This is a genomic window from Ruoffia sp. FAM 26254, assembly GCF_045528545.1.
Lineage (GTDB): Bacteria > Bacillota > Bacilli > Lactobacillales > Aerococcaceae > Ruoffia > Ruoffia halotolerans.
Genome location: NZ_JBGQQY010000020.1, coordinates 17,351 through 35,621, shown reverse-complemented (window position 1 = coordinate 35,621; position 18,271 = coordinate 17,351). Strand labels below are relative to the sequence as shown.

Below are 18,271 nucleotides of genomic sequence, written 5' to 3'. Positions count from 1 at the left end.
TTCATCCGTGGTAAGATGGGTGTAGGTCATTTGTGGTCACTCCTTTGTATTCTTTGGTCGGAATTACAAGTTGAGTGTACCACAAATGGCTGTTTTAGTTGTCTAGCTTAATTTTACAATCGGCGTTGATTTAATCAAATTGAATCACAGTTTTTTTGTGTGTTAAAGTAAAAGTGTTGAACTTATTTCTTAAATGGCGTAACATATCGGCTGAATGTAAATTTAGAAAGGAAAGGGATGCGATGTCTAGTGTAAGAATGGCTCTAATTGACGATCATTTTCTCCATGGGCAAGTTGCCGAACTTTGGTGTAGCGAAGTCGAGAGTAATCTTATTATTGTCGTGAATGACAAACTTTCAGAAAATAAAATGCAACAAGGTCTTTTAGATATGGCAGTACCGGATGGGATTACATGTCGTTACTATAGTATGAGTAAAGCTATAAAAATGTTAAATAAATTGAATCCAGAAAAACATCCAATATTAATCTTTGAAACAATAGCAGATTTGAAAATTATTATGAATCTTGGCTTTTCTATCCCATTAGTCACGTTAGTGAGTGTACCTCCTTCAGGTGGAGGAAAAACAATCGCACCTGGAGTCTCATTGAATAGTCAACAAATTAATTGGTTGTCATCAATTTCAGAACAAGGAACAAAGGTAGAGGTGCGCCAAACGCCGGATGAAGAAAGCGTTCTGTTATAGTTCATTTTTATGTGCCCTAACAATTATTTTGTTGGTTTTTTTGCTATATCAAACTTTAAACACTTTAAGATTAAAATTTACTAATAAGAGCGTAAACTAGTCTAGTAATTATGATATAATAGCTTGTGTATATTTAACTTAATAGAACGGAGGGCTTGCTTGAATAATAAATCACTCTTACGTCGATTATTAAAGCAGTTAGGGAATCGGAATAATAAAATGGGCATTGGCTTATCAACCATCATTATTATTTTGGTTATATTCTTTGCACCTGATTTATTAAATTTTGATTCATCCAATACGGTCATTGATAATCAGGACGCCGAAGTAATTTCAAGTGAATTTAATGGAGATAATTTTGAAGTATTACCGACATTAAAAAAGATTCCAGTGGAACTTGTTTCTGTAAATGATGGAGATACCATGCGAATTGCTTTGAATGGATATGAAATTCCCGTTAGATACTTAATCATCGATACACCAGAAATGAATTATGACAGTGACGATCCCGCACCATCTGCTCAGGAAGCTAAAGAAATGAATGAAACTTTACTTGAGGAAGCGGATCAAGTATATATCGAACTAGATGTTGGTCCACCTACAGATAATTACAATCGTATATTAGCCTATGTGTATAGTGATGATGTGTTAGTGAATGAAGTATTATTAGAAGAAGGATTAGCTCGAGTGAGATATGTCAATCCGCCTAATAATTCATATGAGAAACTTTTAAGAGAAGCTGAGGATCATGCTCAAAATGAATCATTAAATATTTGGAATTAAATAGTAAATAAATTGGAGTTGAGTCAATGAATAAAATTAACAAGATATTAATAGTCAACCGCGGTGAAATCGCCATTCGAATTATCCGTGCGTGTAAGGAATTAGGCATTGAAACTGTAGCGATTTATTCCAAAGAAGATATCGGATCGCTCCATAGACAAAAAGCCGACCAATCGTATTTGGTAGGCGAAACATTAAGTCCGACGGGGGCTTATTTAGATATTGAAGGTATTATTGCTTTAGCTAAAGAGAAAAACATTGATGCCATTCATCCAGGTTATGGTTTCTTAAGTGAGAACTATGAGTTTGCGAAACGTTGCCAGGAAGAAGGGATAATCTTTATTGGTCCAGAACTACGTCATTTAGAAATGTTTGGAAATAAAACGCGTGCGCGTGAAACAGCCATCGTTGCAGGATTGCCAATCATTCCAGGTACAGTGACAGATGACAATTCATTAGAAGACGTGAAAGCTTTTGCCAAAGCACATGGTTATCCGATTATGTTAAAAGCTGTTAGCGGTGGTGGCGGTAAAGGAATGCGTATTGTTTCGTCTGAAGACGAGATTGAGAGTGCGTATGACCGTGCAAAATCCGAAGCAAAAAACTCTTTTGGTGATGACCGTATGTATGCTGAAAGATACATTAATGAACCAAAACATATTGAAGTACAGATTTTAGGAGATACACATGGCAACGTCGTACATTTATATGAAAGAGATTGCTCGATTCAACGTCGTCATCAAAAAGTTGTTGAAGTGGCGCCTTCTTTTAATTTAAGTCCTGAAATGCGTGAAAAATTAACAGATGCTTCACTACAATTAATGAATCATATCGAATATCTTAATGCCGGTACTGTAGAATTCCTAGTTTCAGGAAATGAATTTTATTTCATCGAAGTAAATCCACGTGTTCAAGTTGAGCACACAATTACAGAATTAGTTACTGGTTTAGATATTGTTCGTACACAAATTTTAATTGCGGATGGTGAATCATTATTTGATCAAGCAATTGGTTTCCTAAGCCAAGAAGACATTCGTTTAAATGGTTACGCTATTCAAGCACGTGTCACGACAGAAGATCCTTTAAATAATTTTGCACCTGATTCTGGTAAGATTATCGGTTACCGTTCTCCTGGTGGGATTGGTGTTCGTTTAGATGCTGGTGACGCTTATAGTGGGGCGAATATTAGCCCTTACTATGATTCATTACTTGTTAAAATCTCAACGTATTCAATTCACAAAGATGGCGCCATTGCTAACTTAAGACGCTCTTTAGAAGAGATGAGTATCGTGGGTCTCAAAACAAATATTCGTTTCATTGAAAACATTATTAAACACCCACAATTTGTCTCTGGTGAATATGATGTGTCATTCATTGATACGCATAAGGAATTATTCGATTTTATACCTCCAAGAAACCGCGGGAATAAACTATTGAAGTATATTGCGAATGTCACTGTCAATGGCTTCCCAGGGATTGAAAAAACTGAAAAACCTCACTTTGAATTGAGACAAGTGCCAAAAATTAAAGGTCACCGTACAAATATTCACCGTGAATCATTCAGTACACCAGGGGATGTTTGGACAAAGCCACACGACGAGAAAGCTTTGTCATTTAAACAGATTTTAGATCAACAAGGACCTGAAGCTGTATCTAAAGCTATCCTTGGAACTAAGAATACTTTACTAACAGATACAACACTTCGTGATGCACATCAATCTGTTTTAACGACACGCTTAAGAACGACAGATATGCGTGAAATTGCGCCATTTATGAATGAAACAATGCGTGACTACTTCTCATTAGAGATGTGGGGAGGAGCAACGTTTGATGTCGCTTATAACTTCTTGAAAGAAAGTCCATGGCAAAGATTGCGTGACTTACGTCAATTAATTCCGGATATTCCTTTCCAAATGTTATTGCGTGCTTCAAATGCGGTAGGTTATAAGAACTATCCAGATAATTTAGTGAAACAGTTTATTAAAACAAGTGCTCAAGAGGGCATCGATGTCTTTAGGATTTTTGATTCACTAAACTGGTTAGAAGCGTTAAAATTCCCAATTGAAACAGCGTTAGGGACTGGAAAAATCGTCGAAGGAACAATCTGTTATACAGGGGATATTTTGAACCCACAACGATCAAGCCTATATACATTAAATTATTACGTAAATATGGCAAAAGAATTGGAAGCACTTGGTGTTCATACAATTGCGATTAAAGATATGTCTGGTGTCTTAAAGCCTGAGGCAGCTTACCAACTTATCTCTGCATTGAAACAAGAGGTATCACTACCGATTCATTTACACACACATGATACGACAAGTACTGGTGTAGCTATTTACTCAAGAGCGATTGATGCTGGGGTGGATATTGTGGATACTGCTAATGCAGCTCTATCGGGTCAAAATTCACAGGCAGATGCGAATGCCTTGTACTATACACGTCTAGGCCTTGACCGTAATATTAACGTGGACGTTGAAGCGAATGATATCATGCAAAATTATTGGAAAGAAACACGTAAGTATTACACGCCGTTTGAAAGTGATTTAACAACTGCTTGGACAAAAGTCTATGATTATGAAATGCCAGGTGGTCAATATAGTAATTTACGTATGCAAGCACAATCCTTAGGGCTAGGCGATCGTTATGACGCTGTCTTAGATATGTATCACCGTGTGAACTTCTTATTCGGAGATATTGTAAAAGTGACACCATCATCTAAAGTTGTAGGAGATATGGCTTTATTCATGGTTCAAAATGATTTAGACGAATCATCTGTTATTGCGCAAGGCGAGGCGTTAGACTTCCCACAATCTGTTATTTCTTTCTTTAAAGGAGAGATTGGCCAACCTGCGGGTGGTATGAATAAAGAATTACAAAAAGTAGTTCTAAAAAATGAAACAGCGATTTCCGATCGACCAGGGAATCACTTAGCACCTTTCGACTTCAAAGAAGCCGAAGAAGAATTGAATGAAAAGCTTTATAAAGATGTGGATATGAACTCAATGTTGAGTCTAGGAATGTATCCTAAAGTATTTAGAGAATATTTAAACTTTATTGAAGATTTTGGTCAAGTTGATATAATTGATACACCAACCTTCTTATACGGTATGAAGTTAAATGAACGTATTGTCGTTGATATCGAACCTGGTAAAACACTCTTAGTAGAATTAACAAGTATTGGACCGCTTAAAGAAAATGGCACACGTATTGTTTATTTCAATCTAAATGGAATGCCTGAACAAGTAGAAATTATTGATAATAATGTTGATTTATCATCAGTAGCTCGTCCAAAGGCAGATCGTTCAAATCTGAATCATGTCGGAGCACAAATGCCTGGTTCTGTATTTAAGGTAAATGTTAAAGAAGGCGATCATGTAAGACAAAATGATGTATTAATTATTACTGAAGCAATGAAAATGGAAAATGCGATTCAAGCACCTAAAGCTGGGGTAATAAAAAGCATCTATGTGAAAGAACAAGATCAAATTACAGCAGGAGATTTACTGATAGAATTCGAATAAGGATGCGTGAATGTTGAAAAAAAGATTAAATAACATAAAATTAATAAGTTTATTTCTCGGTATAACATTTCTCCTTTTAGGCTGCCAATCGGCTAGCCAAGAGGGGGAATCGGTTGCTGAGTCCGAAGAAGTTGGCAGTGAAGAAGTGGTTGACACTTCTGAAGAGAATGGATCTAGTAGTGATTATGAAGTGGTTGATTCTGTAACAATTCGCTCTATTGGAGATGTATTAGTTCATGATACGGTTTATTATGATGCGGATACTGGGGATGGTTATAGTTTTGATCATATGTTTGATGGGGTTAGACCGTATTTAGAGAATGCGGATATTACAACTGCGAATCTAGAGATGATCACAGCGGGAAGTGTCTTTGGACCTTCAACATACCCAGCTTTTAATTCACCTGAAGAGATTATTGATGCACTTCAAAACGCTGGGGTTGATATTGTTAATAATGCAACGAACCATTCACTTGATTTAGGTGCAGACGGGGCATATGCTTCAATTAACGCCTTACAAGAGCGTGATATGATGTATGTAGGTAGTTATGAGTCATGGGAAGATTACAATACGTCTCGCATCATCGAAGTAGGAGATATGTCCGTTGGTTTTCTGTCTTATGCTAATGATGCGAATGGAAACTATCTCCCAGAAGATCAAGAATATTTATTATCACTCATTGATTTGGATTTAATTCCACTTGAAGTTGAGCAACTGAATACGGAAGTGGATGTGTCAGTTGTCATGTTCCATATGGGAAATGAGTATGATTACTTACCTAATACGTGGCAATTAGAAGTTATGCAAACAGCGCGTGATGCTGGAGCAAACTTTATTCTAGGCGGACACCCGCATGTCTTACAACCATTTATTAATTATAATGAGAGCCAAGCAGGAATGTTCTCACACGGGAACTTTTTAACTGGACAGTATGAAATTGACACAAAAGTCGGAGGTATTACCGAATATACATTTAATAAACTTGGTAATGGTGAAGTTGTCTTAGATTCAATGCGATTCATGCCGACCTTTAATTTCGGTATGCCAGAGACTCCGGTATACTCTGTAGTTCCTTTAGCAGATGCTGATGAATATGGCTTAGCTCAAGCCAGTGAGTTGTATGCTGAATTAGAACAAAGAATGCGATATTATACTAATAAAGTAGAAGTAGTTGAATACTTAGACTAATAGAGATAGTTTAAACAGTTAGTGAAAGCAAATCGATTTCACTAACTGTTTTTTTGTTGTCTAAAATAGCAATTTGAAAAGTTGTTAATTAAGTCAATAAATAAAATAATGGAAATGATACTTTTTTACGTATTTATATATGGAGGTGTTATTTATGAAAAAAATAATCATATCAATGACGTTATTAAATTTATTACTTAATTCTTTTGGTTCAATATTCGCACAGGAAGCGCCGGATCCTTATATTGTTACTCAGGATATTAATTATGAATCGATTTCACTAGAAGATTGTTTAAACATATTACAAAATCCAACGGATGAAAGTCTCGAAGCCGAATCAATAAATGGAACAATTGAAGAAGTTGAAGCGGAATTACAGTTAGTTCAAGCACAATATAACGAGCTTAATAATTATATTGCTTTGTTAGAAAGCGGGGAAGTAGACTCCCTAGATTGGGCAAATTCACAACTACTCATCGTTATCGAAGAGGTATATGCACTTCAATCTGAATTGGACCCTGAGTTTATATATTTAAGTGAAGAAGAACAATTAAATCTTGTTGCAAGTCATGAATCAGTCTTGGAATGGCAAGCCTATATCCAAGAAATTCAAGTTGCATTAAACCAATTAATTGCCGATCGTAATGTCGTAGAACAAAACTATTCCAATTTGAATTTTACACTAAATGAATTACACGCTAGTAAAGAAAACACGAGTCAATCAAAAGCCGCCTACAATGAGTGTCAATTATATCCGTATTCATCTGAATATTTATCAACTGACCAGATATTACTGAATAGCCAAACGTCTTTAAATGATTATCTCGTTCAAATTGATACATATTTAGAAAAGATAGTTGCTAAAGCTTATCGTAAAGTTGCTTTTGAAGATATTTATCGACTATATAGTGAGCAATTAGATCAACAAGCTTTAGAAAATGCTTTAGCGGATAAACCAAATATCGTTTTAGATAATCTAGCCTATGAAACATATAGTTATGCTAAAGAGTTAAGTTTAATTGATATAGAAACATTAGCTCAATATGCACAAAGAGCATTTATAAAAAATAATAACAAAGATGAATTTATACAGAATTATCAAAAAGTCATCAACTTAAAAGAGAATCAATGGAATTATATTTATAGCATTAACACAGAGGCTTTTGAGTTAATAAAAAGCGAACTTGTCAATTATCTAAACTCGAATATGCATACGAATGAAGAAGCCGTAAATTTAGTACGTAGTATCCACCAAAGATATCAAGTGAAACTAGTATTTTTTGACGATAGCTCACAACAGTGGGTTACAAACTCGATGAGTTCGTCTGGCTATTATGATGAATATGTTCAAAAAGATATTTCATCACATGCGTTAGAAGAAGCCTTAAGTGGAGAGTCAACTTCAGAAATAGATTCAGAAAGTAATGACGAATTAACATTAGATGAAACCTTAGACGAAGTCCCTGATAACTTGGTAGTACCGAATGATCATCTAGAATCTTTAAAAGACCAGCTTTCAAACGTTCGAAGTAATACAAATATAAAAGATCTTCCTAAACCAAGTGCATCAAATTCGATGAATAATAAAAATAAAGAGAACAAAGGTGAAAAAACAAATAAAGGTAATATCGAATTACCTTCGACTGGTGAAAGAAAACCGATGACAATTATCGCAATAATCATCTTAGTTATTGGCTTAATTTTATTATTTACGACCCTTCGTATAAAGCGTAAAAAAAGAGAAACACTTCAAGATATTGAATTAGATTGAGCAATAAAATTGGTTTAAAGGCCAGATTTAAGGTACTATTTACTTATGAAAGAGAGGTTATTAATATGACAGCAGAAGAAAATGTATTTTTAGAAATCGTACAAGACTTTACGGAGCTTTCTCCGACTGAAGCAGATGAATTACTTTCTAATGAAGAAGGTACTGTGGTATTTATCGGACGTCCCACATGTCCATATTGCCGCAAATTTGCACCTAAACTTCATAAAGTAAGTACAGAGCAAAAAGTTAAGGTGAATTTTGTAAATTCAGAACATCCTGATTATACTGATGAATTAAAAGACTTCCGTGAAAAATACGGTGTACCGACAGTTCCAGGTATCCTATTTGCTGATGGAAACGATGTAAAAGTCCGTTGTGATAGTTCTATGACCGAAGAAGAAATTGCATCGTTCGTTAATGCCTAATAAAATCGGATTAATCTAATAATATTCTTAGTATTAATAAGAATTTAGGTTGACAAACAATTCTCATTCTTTTAATATTATTCTAAATTAAATAGTCGTCGAAGATTTAAGAGAGTAAGTTTGTGTGAACTAAAAGCGATGTAGCAAACGGTGAAAGGCTACAAAGATTCACTTTACTGAACCGCACTTAATAGACATATTAGTGAACTTATAGTAGCTAATATCGCATACGCGTTATAAGTAAGTGAATTGATTATGTCAATTAAACAGAGTGGTACCACGGATATTTCGTCTCTATTTTTAATGTTATGCATTAAAAATAGAGACTTTTTTTGTATATTTGTATACACACAGACAGTTTAATTATTAGTTTGATCATTATTATAAAATTTAAGAGGAGAGATACTTATGGATATTATTCAAGAATATTACCCGCTATTTTTAAATGGAGCATGGTACACAATACAATTAGCATTCGTTACAGTCGTTTTATCATTACCTTTCGGAGCTACCTTAGCTTTAATGCGTATTTCATCAAACAAAATACTTAGCACGATTGCGCGTGTTTATGTAGAGATTATTCGTGGGACGCCATTACTTGTTCAAGTTTATTTAGTTTATTTCGGACTTCCAATGTTCAATATTTATTTGGATGATTTCATCTCTGCAGTATTAGCTGTAACCATTAACTCTACTGCTTATATGGGAGAAATCATGCGTAGTGGTATTCAATCAATCGATACAGGTCAAACAGAAGCAGCCAGAGCACTTGGTTTACCTAAGTGGGTAGCTTTTAGAAAAGTACTTTTACCACAAGCGATTAAAAACATCTTACCAGCGATTGGTAATGAGTTTGCTGTATTAATTAAAGAAACGTCAATTGTGTCTGTTTTAGGAATCAAAGACTTAATGTTTGCTTCGGATACTGTTAGAGGGGCAACGTATACAACTTTTGCACCGTTATTATTTGCGGCACTGTTATATTTCATTATGACATTCACAATTTCACAACTTATGAATTTACTTGAGAATCGCTTTGCTAAAGCGGATAATTAATCTATTAATATTTGTAATAAATCTAGTCGTTTTGGTAATCAAAACATGTTACAATTGAAATATACATTACTACAATCTGAGGAGTGTTCATTTTGGAGAGAAAATTAATGCGCAAACGTAAAGGGGAATGGATTACTGTTTCACTTTCATTAGCAGCGCTTGTTGCCATTGGTGGATCACAATCAATCGTAGCAGCACAAGAAATTTCATCAACATATGTTGTTCAATCTGGCGATACTTTATATTCAATTGCCAGCCGTCATGGCCTTTCATTGGGGCAACTTAAAGAAATTAATGGTTTAAATAACGATATTATACTTCCAGGTCAAAGTTTATTAGTGGGTCAAAGTGCACAAAATGAAGAAATTTCTACTCCTCCAAATGAGACACAAAATTCTAATAACACTGAAGTTGAAACAAATACACCACCAGTTGTGTCTAATAACACAAATACAGCAACGGCTACAGGATCAACTTATACTGTAAAATCTGGTGATTCATTATACGCAATCGCTATTAAACATGGTGTATCAGTACAAAACATTAAAGATTGGAACGGCTTAACTAGCAATTATATTTATTCTGGTGACGTCCTGAATGTTTCTAAAGCAGGAACACCTGCACCAAAACCGACACCAATTGAAAATGATAATAACAATTCAACTGGAAACACTTCAACGACAAATGTTCACATCGTTAAAGCGGGAGAGTCAGTTAATTTAATTGCTCAAAAATATGGTGTGACAGCAGCTCAAATTAAATCTTGGAATAAATTATCATCAAACTTAATCCATCCAGGAGATCGTTTAGTCGTTTCTGCGTCTGCTAAGAATAACGGAAACAGTAACTCAGGGAATTCAAATAATGACTCTGAGAACACTAATAATTCAGGAAACACAGAATCAGCAAAAACATATACGGTTAAATCAGGCGATTACTTATACTCAATCGCTAGTCGTTTCGGTGTAACTGTTCAGAACTTAAAAGACTGGAATAAGTTATCTAATAACTATATTTACTCTGGTGATGTTTTAAATGTTGCAAAACCAGGTTCAAACACATCGACACCTGCACCTAAACCAGACGATAATAACAATAACAGTAATGAAAATTCTGGAACTAAAAAAGTTCACGTTGTAAAAGCAGGAGAATGGGTAAGTAAGATTGCAGCTCAGTATGGAATCACTGACCAACAATTAAAATCATCGAATAACTTATCATCTAACTTAATCCACCCAGGCGATCGTTTAGTTGTTTCAAATCCTAATAATTCAGGAAATTCAAACACTGGTAATGAAAGTGTCAGCGAAAGTAATAAACCAGAGACGACAACTGCTAAAACACATACGGTTAAATCAGGCGATTACTTATATTCAATCGCTAGTCGTTATGGAATTTCAGTTCAAAACTTAAAAGACTGGAATAAATTAACAAGTAATTATATTTATTCAGGTGATGTGTTAGTTGTTTCTAAACCAAATTCAACAACTCCAGCTCCAAAACCAGATGATAAAGAAGAAGAAAAAGAAGAAAATAACAATACAAATAAACCTTCTAAAGTTCATGTGGTTAAATCTGGTGAGTGGGTAAGTAAAATTGCTAATCAATACGGCATTACTGAAGCGCAATTAAGAGAATGGAATAACCTTTCATCTAACTTAATTCACCCAGGCGACCGTTTAGTTGTTTCTAAACCATCTAATTCTGGAAATAATTCAGGAAACAATGGTAATAATGACAATAACAACAAACCATCAACACCAGCAAAAACTTATATGGTTAAATCAGGCGATTACTTATACAAAATCGCATCAGCACATGGTATCACTGTTCAAAATCTAAAAGATTGGAACAACTTAACGAGCAATTACTTATATTCAGGAGACGTATTAATTGTTTCAAAACCAACAGGTTCAAATAATGGTGGAAACAATAATAACAACTCAGGATCTAGCAACCAACCAATTCCTGATCTATCTGGAGTAACTCCTGTATCAGTAAACTACGATGTGAAGTTAAATGGTACAACACAAGCATTAAGAAACACTTTATCTTATGCAGGTCGTACTAGCGATGTTGTTGATTATTTTGGTCAAAGATTTACAGTTAAACGTGAATTTGTTAAAGGCGGAACGAAATATATTGAATTATTAAATTCAAATGGAAGTATCGTAGGATATGTTCCTAAATCTGCTTCTGTAGAAGTGCCACAAGGTAAGAATGTTGTATACCTAGATGCAGGTCACGGTGGAACTGAAACAGGTTCAGCTGCGAATAATCGAGAAGAGAAAGAATTAAACTTAAACATCACTTCTCAACTATCAACAATTTTACGTAATCAAGGATATATTGTTTATGAATCAAGAACATACGATGAAACAATTCCTTTACATGAACGTCATTTAGAACCAAATAGCATTATGCCTGATGCATACATTAGTGTGCATCATAATGCAATGCCGATTCCAAATACGGCTCATGGTATCGTAACTTTATATCACGATCAATCTATCGATGAAAAAGGCTATGAGACAGTTGATCACCATATTGGAACAGACATTATTCCAGAAGGGAAACGTTTAGCAAACGCTATCCAAAATAGCTTAGTTGCGATTACTGGAGCGAATGATATGGGAACTCGTGCGCAAAACTTACACGTTACACGTAAGACAGACGTTCCGGCTACATTAGTAGAGTTAGGTTTCCAAGATCATGATGCAGAATTTAGAAAATTAATTAACCCTTCATATCAGAAGAAATTAATTAATGGGCTTGTTAACGGAATCAATGCATACTTCGGTTTAACTCGCTAATTAACACATTTTAAATAAAAAATTTAAACGGGCTTCTTGCCCGTTTTTTAATTCAGGTGATTAAATGAATAACCAAGAATGGGACAATTTATTAAATATAAAAACGACAAATGAACGTGACTGGCAGGCAGCAATCTATGATTACCATCGCTTAGAATCGACGGATTATGACGTATTGAGTCTATTATTTGATAATCTAACTGTATCAAAAGATGATGTTTTCGTTGATATGGGCTGTGGAACAGGGAGAGCTTTGTTCTATGTTCATTATCGATTTGGTATTACGGTTAAAGGAATAGAACTTCATCCAATGACGTTTGATGAATTAGAGAATAACAAAAAACAATTTCAAAAGCGCTTCAAAGTACCTAATAATGATATTTATATTAAACATACTTATGCTGACGATTATCTTGTTGAATCGAGTGATTCAATTTTCTATTTTTTCAATCCGTTTGCGTTTAAAATTTTTAAAAATGTAATAAATAATATCATGTACTCTGTGAACTTGGTTCGTCGTCCAGTAAAACTCATCTTGTACTATCCAGAACGGGCTGTAATTAAATATTTGAAAGAAGAGACACCTTTTGAACTTATAGACAAAATAAAAATCCCCGGAACCTATGATTCCCGAGATTTTTTACATATATTTAGTTTGTAGAAGAGCTTTCTTAAGTATTAGACTGAATTGTTTTTGCCATCCATACGATGTCATGCCATTCATCAAATTTATAGCCGAATTTAGGCATTTGACCCACTACTGTATAATCATTTTTTTGTAAGAAACGGTAACCAGCAATATTACTTGCAGTTAAATTCGAATAAAGTTGAACAATTCCAATTTGTTTTAATTTCTGTTCTAAGTTCTCATATAATTGCTGGCCTAAACCAGTGCCATAGTAGGAGGGATTGATGTATAAATTGATAATACAAGTGTATTTATAAGCTTGACGCTTTTCTTGAAAGTGATTAGCAAAAGCATACCCAATTATCTCATGATCTATTTCAGCTACTACAAAAGCCAATTGCTCAATAATCTTTTGCATAACTTTTTTATAATTTTCAATGGTAGGCACTTGGATGGCCATTGTTACAGTTGTATTCTCGATATATGGTTGGTAGATTTGTAAAATTTGACTTACATCTTCTAATGTTGCATTTCTAAATGTTATTTTTGACAATGGTACACCTCTATATTTATATAATGCTTTAAGTTTAACAAATTGAGTAAATTAATGTAAGGTATAGAATAATATTAAGGAGGAGAAAATGATAAAAATACAAAATGATTGGCAACCTATTATCGAAGAAGCTACTAACACAGAATCTTATCAATCTTTAAAACGATTTTTAATCGATGAGTATGAAGAACATATCGTTTATCCGCCAATAGAAGAGATTTGGACTGCCTTTGAGTGGACACCGTACAAAGATGTTAAAGTCGTCATCATCGGCCAGGACCCTTATCACGGTCCAAATCAAGCACATGGATTAAGTTTTTCAGTTAAAGAAACAGTTAAAATTCCGCCTTCATTAAGAAATATCTATAAAGAATTGGAAAATGATTTAAAATATCCTCCAGTAAATCATGGTTATTTAAAAAAATGGGCAAAACAGGGTGTCTTAATGTTAAATACAGTTTTGACAGTGAGAGCACACACACCCAATTCCCATAAAAATAAAGGCTGGGAAAAGGTTACTAATCATGCTATTGAAGCATTAAATGATTTAGATCATGCGGTTGTTTTTCTGCTTTGGGGAAGACATGCGCAACAAAAGAAAGATTTAATCAATACTAACAAACATTTCATTATAGAGTCGTCACACCCGAGTCCATTTTCGGCAAGACATTCTTTCTTTGGATCCAAACCATTCTCCAAAGTTAATGCTCTCTTAGAGGCTGATGGACAAACGCCAATTTACTGGAAATTAGATAATATTTAAGGCTATTTATTTGACCTTATACCATATGTATCATATGATAACGCTATCAAGACAATCTAGGAGGTACTCTATGAATCAGACAGTATTTACTAATTATTGGGTTAATCGCAGACAAAATATCCGCAAAGAACATGGTAGTTACCAAACCGAAGAAGAAGCAGTCAAAGGTATTGAGACCTGGTGGGAAATTCAAAAAGACAAATATTCAAACGTAACTAAAACAAGAACGAATACTGGTGCATTGGAAATAAACTATGGAGATGATAATTATTTCTACAGAGTCGAAGAAAGAACTATCACTGAAAAACTTCCCACTCGCTCTTATAAATTAAAATCAAAAGGTGAGATTGAGTCCCTTAGAAAGCAATTAAACCTTACAGACAAACAATTACTTTTTGATGAACTACCAGAGCCATACCGTGATCGATTAATCGTTGCAATGTCTAACAGTATTACACCACGTGAATTTTTATATAGTGAGAATGGTGCACCATCCGTTAAGATTAATGAGTTAAAAGATTTACGTAAATTAGCATAAATTACTAAAATACTTCTTTTTAGAAGTATTTTTTATTAAGATTTAAAGATAAAGAGGGGTATAAATGAACAAGAATAAACAGATGAGTGCTGTAGTGGTTGAAGAATTCGGAGACTATCATAATTTACTATATAAAGAAGTAACTGAACCAGAAATTGATCGTAATCAAGTAAAAATAATAATGGAAGCCGTTGGTGTCAATCCTAACGAATCTTATGTCTTAACTGGGAATTATAATCTATTTATTCCAGAACTACCATTTACACCTGGTTTTGATGGGGCGGGAGTCATCGAAGAGATAGGCGATGATGTATCTAATTTTCAAGTTGGAGATAGAGTGTTTGTTGGAACATTCCGTAAAGTGAACCAATCTGGAACTTATGCTGAAAAGGTAGTTGTGGATTCAGATATCGTGTTGCCTTTACCTGATAATGCCAGTTTTGAACAAGGTGCTGCCCTAGGCATACCTGGGTTTACTGCCTATCATATATTATTCCAAAGAGCGAATCTAAAAGCTGGTGAAACAGTCTTTATCCATGGGGCAACTGGTGGTGTAGGAACGCTTGCTGTTCAGATGGCTAAATCCATTGGAGCAACCGTCATTGGAACTTCAAGCACCGAAGAAGGTTTACAAGCCATCTTAGATAATGGGGCTGACTACGCGATGAATCATTTGAATGACAACAATTTAGATCAGTTAAGTGAGTATACAAATGGAGTGGGCCCAGATGTTATTATTGAATTCTTAGCTAATAAAAACTTAGAACTAGATTTACAAGCCATCAAAACAAAAGGAAGAATTGTAGTCGTAGGAGCTAGGGACACCATTGAAATCTCTCCTAGACTCATTTTAAGCCGAAATATTAATGTTCTAGGTGCTTCGCTACCAAACTTAACTGAAGAGGATTACACAGAAGCGTCTGCTGGAATTATCGCCATGTTAGAACATGGTGTAATTAATCCTATTATTGGAGAAAGTGTCCCTTTAAGGGAAGTTCAAAAAGTACATGAGGATCTATTAACACGATCTGGAAACGGTAAATCAATCTTAAAACCGTAATATTATTTAAAAGAAATAAGACTCTGCTATGTTAAAAACTTAGCAGAGTCTTTTAGTTTAAAATTTAATTATTCGTCTTTGTCTTTGCAGCGAGCAACTGGTTCTGTAGATTCTGGTGTTTCTGTAAGAATATTTGGAGCTGCGTCTTCTTTAACTCTATCAAGTTTCTTAGCTGAAATTGGAGCTTGTACTTCTTCTTTTATTATAAACGTTATCAATTAGTTCATATTTGTTATCAGATGACTATCAGGATGTGTAGAAATATCATCAGATGAGTTACTTTTTAAAAATTCTCAGCGAAAATTTCATTTTTAGTGTAAAATGAAAATAAGGAGTGTTCTGATTTTTTTGTATTTGACCACTCAATTAACACAAATGAAATTAAATGTATAGGAGGCACATATGACAAGATTATTAAACGAAGAGCAAGTGAGGAGTTTAATCACGGTTTCTGAAATTAATGAAGTAGTTGATAAGACGTTCGAAGGATTTGGCTTAGGTGAGATTGTGAATCCAACGAAGGTTACCTTAGATTTAGGTGAAACAGGAAATTGGCCACAAAATGAAGGGTTTATGAATGCTATGCCAGCTTATGTTGACTGGTTAAAAGTTGGTGGACAAAAATGGGTTGGTGGTTTTGCAGGTAAACGAAAAGAAATGAATTTACCATATATTACAGCACTTATTACGTTAATTGATCCTGAACTTTGTACATTTACTTCTGTAATGGAAGGTTCTTATATTTCAAATATGCGTACTGGTTCACAGGCAGCAGTAGCATTGAAATATCTTGGTATAAAGGATTCTATTACAGTAGGAATGTTTGGTGCAGGTTTACAAGCTAGAACAGCCACCATTTGTATTGCTGATTTATTTGATATTGAGCGATTAGTTGTTTGGAATCATCGACGTTCTACTGCAGAACAATTTAAAGCAGATATGGAACCTTTTGTTAAAGGCGAAATTATTATTGCAGACCCGGACCATCCTGAAGAAGCAACAGATAATGAAGCATTATTTACATTCACACCGGCACAAGAACCATTTATAACAAAAGAAATGGTTAAACCGGGAACAATCGTTTTCCCTATGGGATCTTTTGAAGAGGTAAGTGAAGATGTTATTCTTTCAGCGGACAAAATTATCGTTGACCGTGTTGACCAAGCTTTACACCGTGGAGTGTTAAAATCTCTAACAAAAGATGGTAAAGTGACTGAAGATGATATTTATTGTACCTTAGGCGAGTTAGCTGCTAATAAAGTGACACTAGAAGATTATTCTAACGAAAAAATTATTTGTATACCTATCGGTACAGGAGCACTAGATGTTGCCGTAGCGGAGGTTGTACACCGTCGCGCCGTTGAACAAAATATCGGAACGGAATTTGACTTCATCTAAAATAACATTAAATAATACACTCAAAGCCAGCCCTTAAAAGGCTGGCTTTGAGTGTATTAGAGGCTAAAATCTAGTTCTGGTCCTTTAGGAACTATTCCTGTTGGATTAATTGTCTTATGACTAATATAGTAATGATCTTTAATATGTTGCATATTTACAGTATCAGATACTCCTTCAAGATTGTAAATTTCACGTGTAAAACGCCATAGATTTGGATAATCCACGATACGTTTGAAATTACATTTGAAGTGGCTATAATAAACCGCATCAAATCGAACTAGGGTAGTGAATAAACGAATATCAGCTTCTGTTAACTGATCACCGACTAGATATTTACGGTTTTCTAGATGTTCTTCTAGTTCATCTAGTACTTTGAACACATTCGTAACTTCTTCTTCATAAACTTCTTGTTTAGTTGCAAATCCAGACTTATACACACCATTATTTACGTTATCGTAAACTCTATCATTCATAGCATCGATTTCGTCCATTAATGCTTCAGGTGAGTAGTCACCTGGTTTAGCACCAATGTCATCAAAAGCTGAGTTAAGCATACGTAATATTTCTGAAGATTCATTATTAACAATCTTACCCGTTTGTTTGTCCCACAATACAGGTACCGTCACGCGACCGCTATAATTATCATCTGCAGCTTTGTAAACTTCGTATAAAAAGTCAGCGTTATTAACTGAATCTTTAATGACTCCAGATCCGTCTTCAAATGTCCATCCGTTCTCTAACATTTTCGGATTCACAACGGATAGTGATATAAAATCCTCCAAACCTTTTAACGCACGCATAATCAGTGTACGGTGAGCCCAAGGGCAGGCTAGTGATACATATAAATGATAACGTCCTTTTTCTGCTTTAAAACCACCATCACCTGTAGGTCCAGCACTTCCATCTGCTGTTATCCAATTGCGAAATTGTGAATCTTTACGAACAAAGCGACCACCGGTTTTTTCAGTGTCATACCAATTATCTTGCCATTGTCCATCTACTAATAATCCCATAATCATGTCCTTTCATATTCAATCGATACTTTGATTATAACATGCTTTTTATA

Annotated in this window: 16 protein-coding genes and 1 other annotated feature; of the genes, 13 read left to right on the top strand and 3 right to left on the bottom strand. The window is 34.7% G+C overall.

The genetic code is table 11. From position 1 onward, the window contains the following. Positions 1 to 242: 242 nt before the first annotated feature. From ACEN3Z_RS06570 to ACEN3Z_RS06530, 9 genes are all read left to right on the top strand, one after another. A complete protein-coding gene (locus tag ACEN3Z_RS06570; RefSeq protein ID WP_407090221.1) occupies positions 243 to 704 on the top strand; it encodes a PTS sugar transporter subunit IIB in 462 nt (153 codons plus the stop codon). A gap of 159 nt (positions 705 to 863) precedes the next feature. After that, a complete protein-coding gene (locus tag ACEN3Z_RS06565) occupies positions 864 to 1,487 on the top strand; it encodes a thermonuclease family protein (protein WP_407090220.1) in 624 nt (207 codons plus the stop codon). Between the two features lie 35 nt (positions 1,488 to 1,522). Beyond that, positions 1,523 to 5,011: a pyruvate carboxylase gene (locus tag ACEN3Z_RS06560; RefSeq protein ID WP_407090223.1), complete on the top strand. Its 3,489-nt coding sequence runs from the start codon at positions 1,523 to 1,525 to the stop codon at positions 5,009 to 5,011. A 10-nt stretch (positions 5,012 to 5,021) separates the two neighbouring features. Further along, positions 5,022 to 6,200, top strand: coding sequence for a CapA family protein (locus tag ACEN3Z_RS06555; protein ID WP_197104985.1), 1,179 nt, complete (start codon positions 5,022 to 5,024; stop codon positions 6,198 to 6,200). Positions 6,201 to 6,354: 154 nt separating this feature from the next. Then, the gene (locus ACEN3Z_RS06550; RefSeq protein ID WP_407090219.1) at positions 6,355 to 7,971 is read left to right on the top strand and encodes an LPXTG cell wall anchor domain-containing protein; all 1,617 of its coding nucleotides are present in this window, start codon (positions 6,355 to 6,357) and stop codon (positions 7,969 to 7,971) included. A gap of 65 nt (positions 7,972 to 8,036) precedes the next feature. Beyond that, the gene (locus ACEN3Z_RS06545) at positions 8,037 to 8,396 is read left to right on the top strand and encodes a thioredoxin domain-containing protein (protein WP_407090218.1); all 360 of its coding nucleotides are present in this window, start codon (positions 8,037 to 8,039) and stop codon (positions 8,394 to 8,396) included. A gap of 92 nt (positions 8,397 to 8,488) precedes the next feature. Beyond that, positions 8,489 to 8,695 (top strand) — a binding site (T-box leader). A gap of 109 nt (positions 8,696 to 8,804) precedes the next feature. Continuing rightward, the gene (locus tag ACEN3Z_RS06540) at positions 8,805 to 9,452 is read left to right on the top strand and encodes an amino acid ABC transporter permease (RefSeq protein ID WP_407090217.1); all 648 of its coding nucleotides are present in this window, start codon (positions 8,805 to 8,807) and stop codon (positions 9,450 to 9,452) included. A 92-nt stretch (positions 9,453 to 9,544) separates the two neighbouring features. Beyond that, the gene (locus tag ACEN3Z_RS06535; protein ID WP_407090216.1) at positions 9,545 to 12,265 is read left to right on the top strand and encodes a LysM peptidoglycan-binding domain-containing protein; all 2,721 of its coding nucleotides are present in this window, start codon (positions 9,545 to 9,547) and stop codon (positions 12,263 to 12,265) included. 64 nt (positions 12,266 to 12,329) lie between these two features. Next, positions 12,330 to 12,926, top strand: coding sequence for a hypothetical protein (locus ACEN3Z_RS06530; RefSeq protein ID WP_407090215.1), 597 nt, complete (start codon positions 12,330 to 12,332; stop codon positions 12,924 to 12,926). 10 nt (positions 12,927 to 12,936) lie between these two features. Here ACEN3Z_RS06530 and ACEN3Z_RS06525 read toward each other — a convergent pair whose 3' ends face one another. Continuing rightward, on the bottom strand, positions 12,937 to 13,446 hold the full coding sequence (locus tag ACEN3Z_RS06525) for a GNAT family N-acetyltransferase (RefSeq protein ID WP_407090214.1): 510 nt from the start codon (positions 13,444 to 13,446) through the stop codon (positions 12,937 to 12,939). Between the two features lie 88 nt (positions 13,447 to 13,534). On the opposite strand from ACEN3Z_RS06525, the gene ACEN3Z_RS06520 reads away from it, so the two are divergent. The 3 genes from ACEN3Z_RS06520 to ACEN3Z_RS06510 all read left to right on the top strand — a co-directional run bounded on the left by ACEN3Z_RS06520 (position 13,535) and on the right by ACEN3Z_RS06510 (position 15,807). Beyond that, positions 13,535 to 14,209: a uracil-DNA glycosylase gene (locus tag ACEN3Z_RS06520; RefSeq protein WP_407090213.1), complete on the top strand. Its 675-nt coding sequence runs from the start codon at positions 13,535 to 13,537 to the stop codon at positions 14,207 to 14,209. Positions 14,210 to 14,279: 70 nt separating this feature from the next. After that, positions 14,280 to 14,747, top strand: a complete 468-nt coding sequence (locus ACEN3Z_RS06515) for a hypothetical protein (protein ID WP_138403447.1) — start codon at positions 14,280 to 14,282, stop codon at positions 14,745 to 14,747. A 64-nt stretch (positions 14,748 to 14,811) separates the two neighbouring features. Next, positions 14,812 to 15,807 (top strand): NADPH:quinone reductase, encoded by a 996-nt coding sequence (locus tag ACEN3Z_RS06510; RefSeq protein WP_407090212.1) that lies wholly within the window; start codon positions 14,812 to 14,814, stop codon positions 15,805 to 15,807. Positions 15,808 to 15,875: 68 nt separating this feature from the next. Here the strand turns inward: ACEN3Z_RS06510 and ACEN3Z_RS06505 are convergent, their stop codons facing one another. Beyond that, on the bottom strand, positions 15,876 to 16,025 hold the full coding sequence (locus tag ACEN3Z_RS06505; RefSeq protein WP_407090211.1) for a hypothetical protein: 150 nt from the start codon (positions 16,023 to 16,025) through the stop codon (positions 15,876 to 15,878). A 184-nt stretch (positions 16,026 to 16,209) separates the two neighbouring features. Here ACEN3Z_RS06505 and ACEN3Z_RS06500 point away from each other — a divergent pair, with 184 nt between their 5' ends. Beyond that, the gene (locus ACEN3Z_RS06500; RefSeq protein ID WP_407090210.1) at positions 16,210 to 17,205 is read left to right on the top strand and encodes an ornithine cyclodeaminase family protein; all 996 of its coding nucleotides are present in this window, start codon (positions 16,210 to 16,212) and stop codon (positions 17,203 to 17,205) included. A gap of 56 nt (positions 17,206 to 17,261) precedes the next feature. Here ACEN3Z_RS06500 and ACEN3Z_RS06495 read toward each other — a convergent pair whose 3' ends face one another. Further along, entirely contained in the window at positions 17,262 to 18,218 is a 957-nt protein-coding gene (locus ACEN3Z_RS06495; protein WP_407090209.1) for a glutathione S-transferase family protein, read from the bottom strand. Positions 18,219 to 18,271 lie beyond the last annotated feature (53 nt).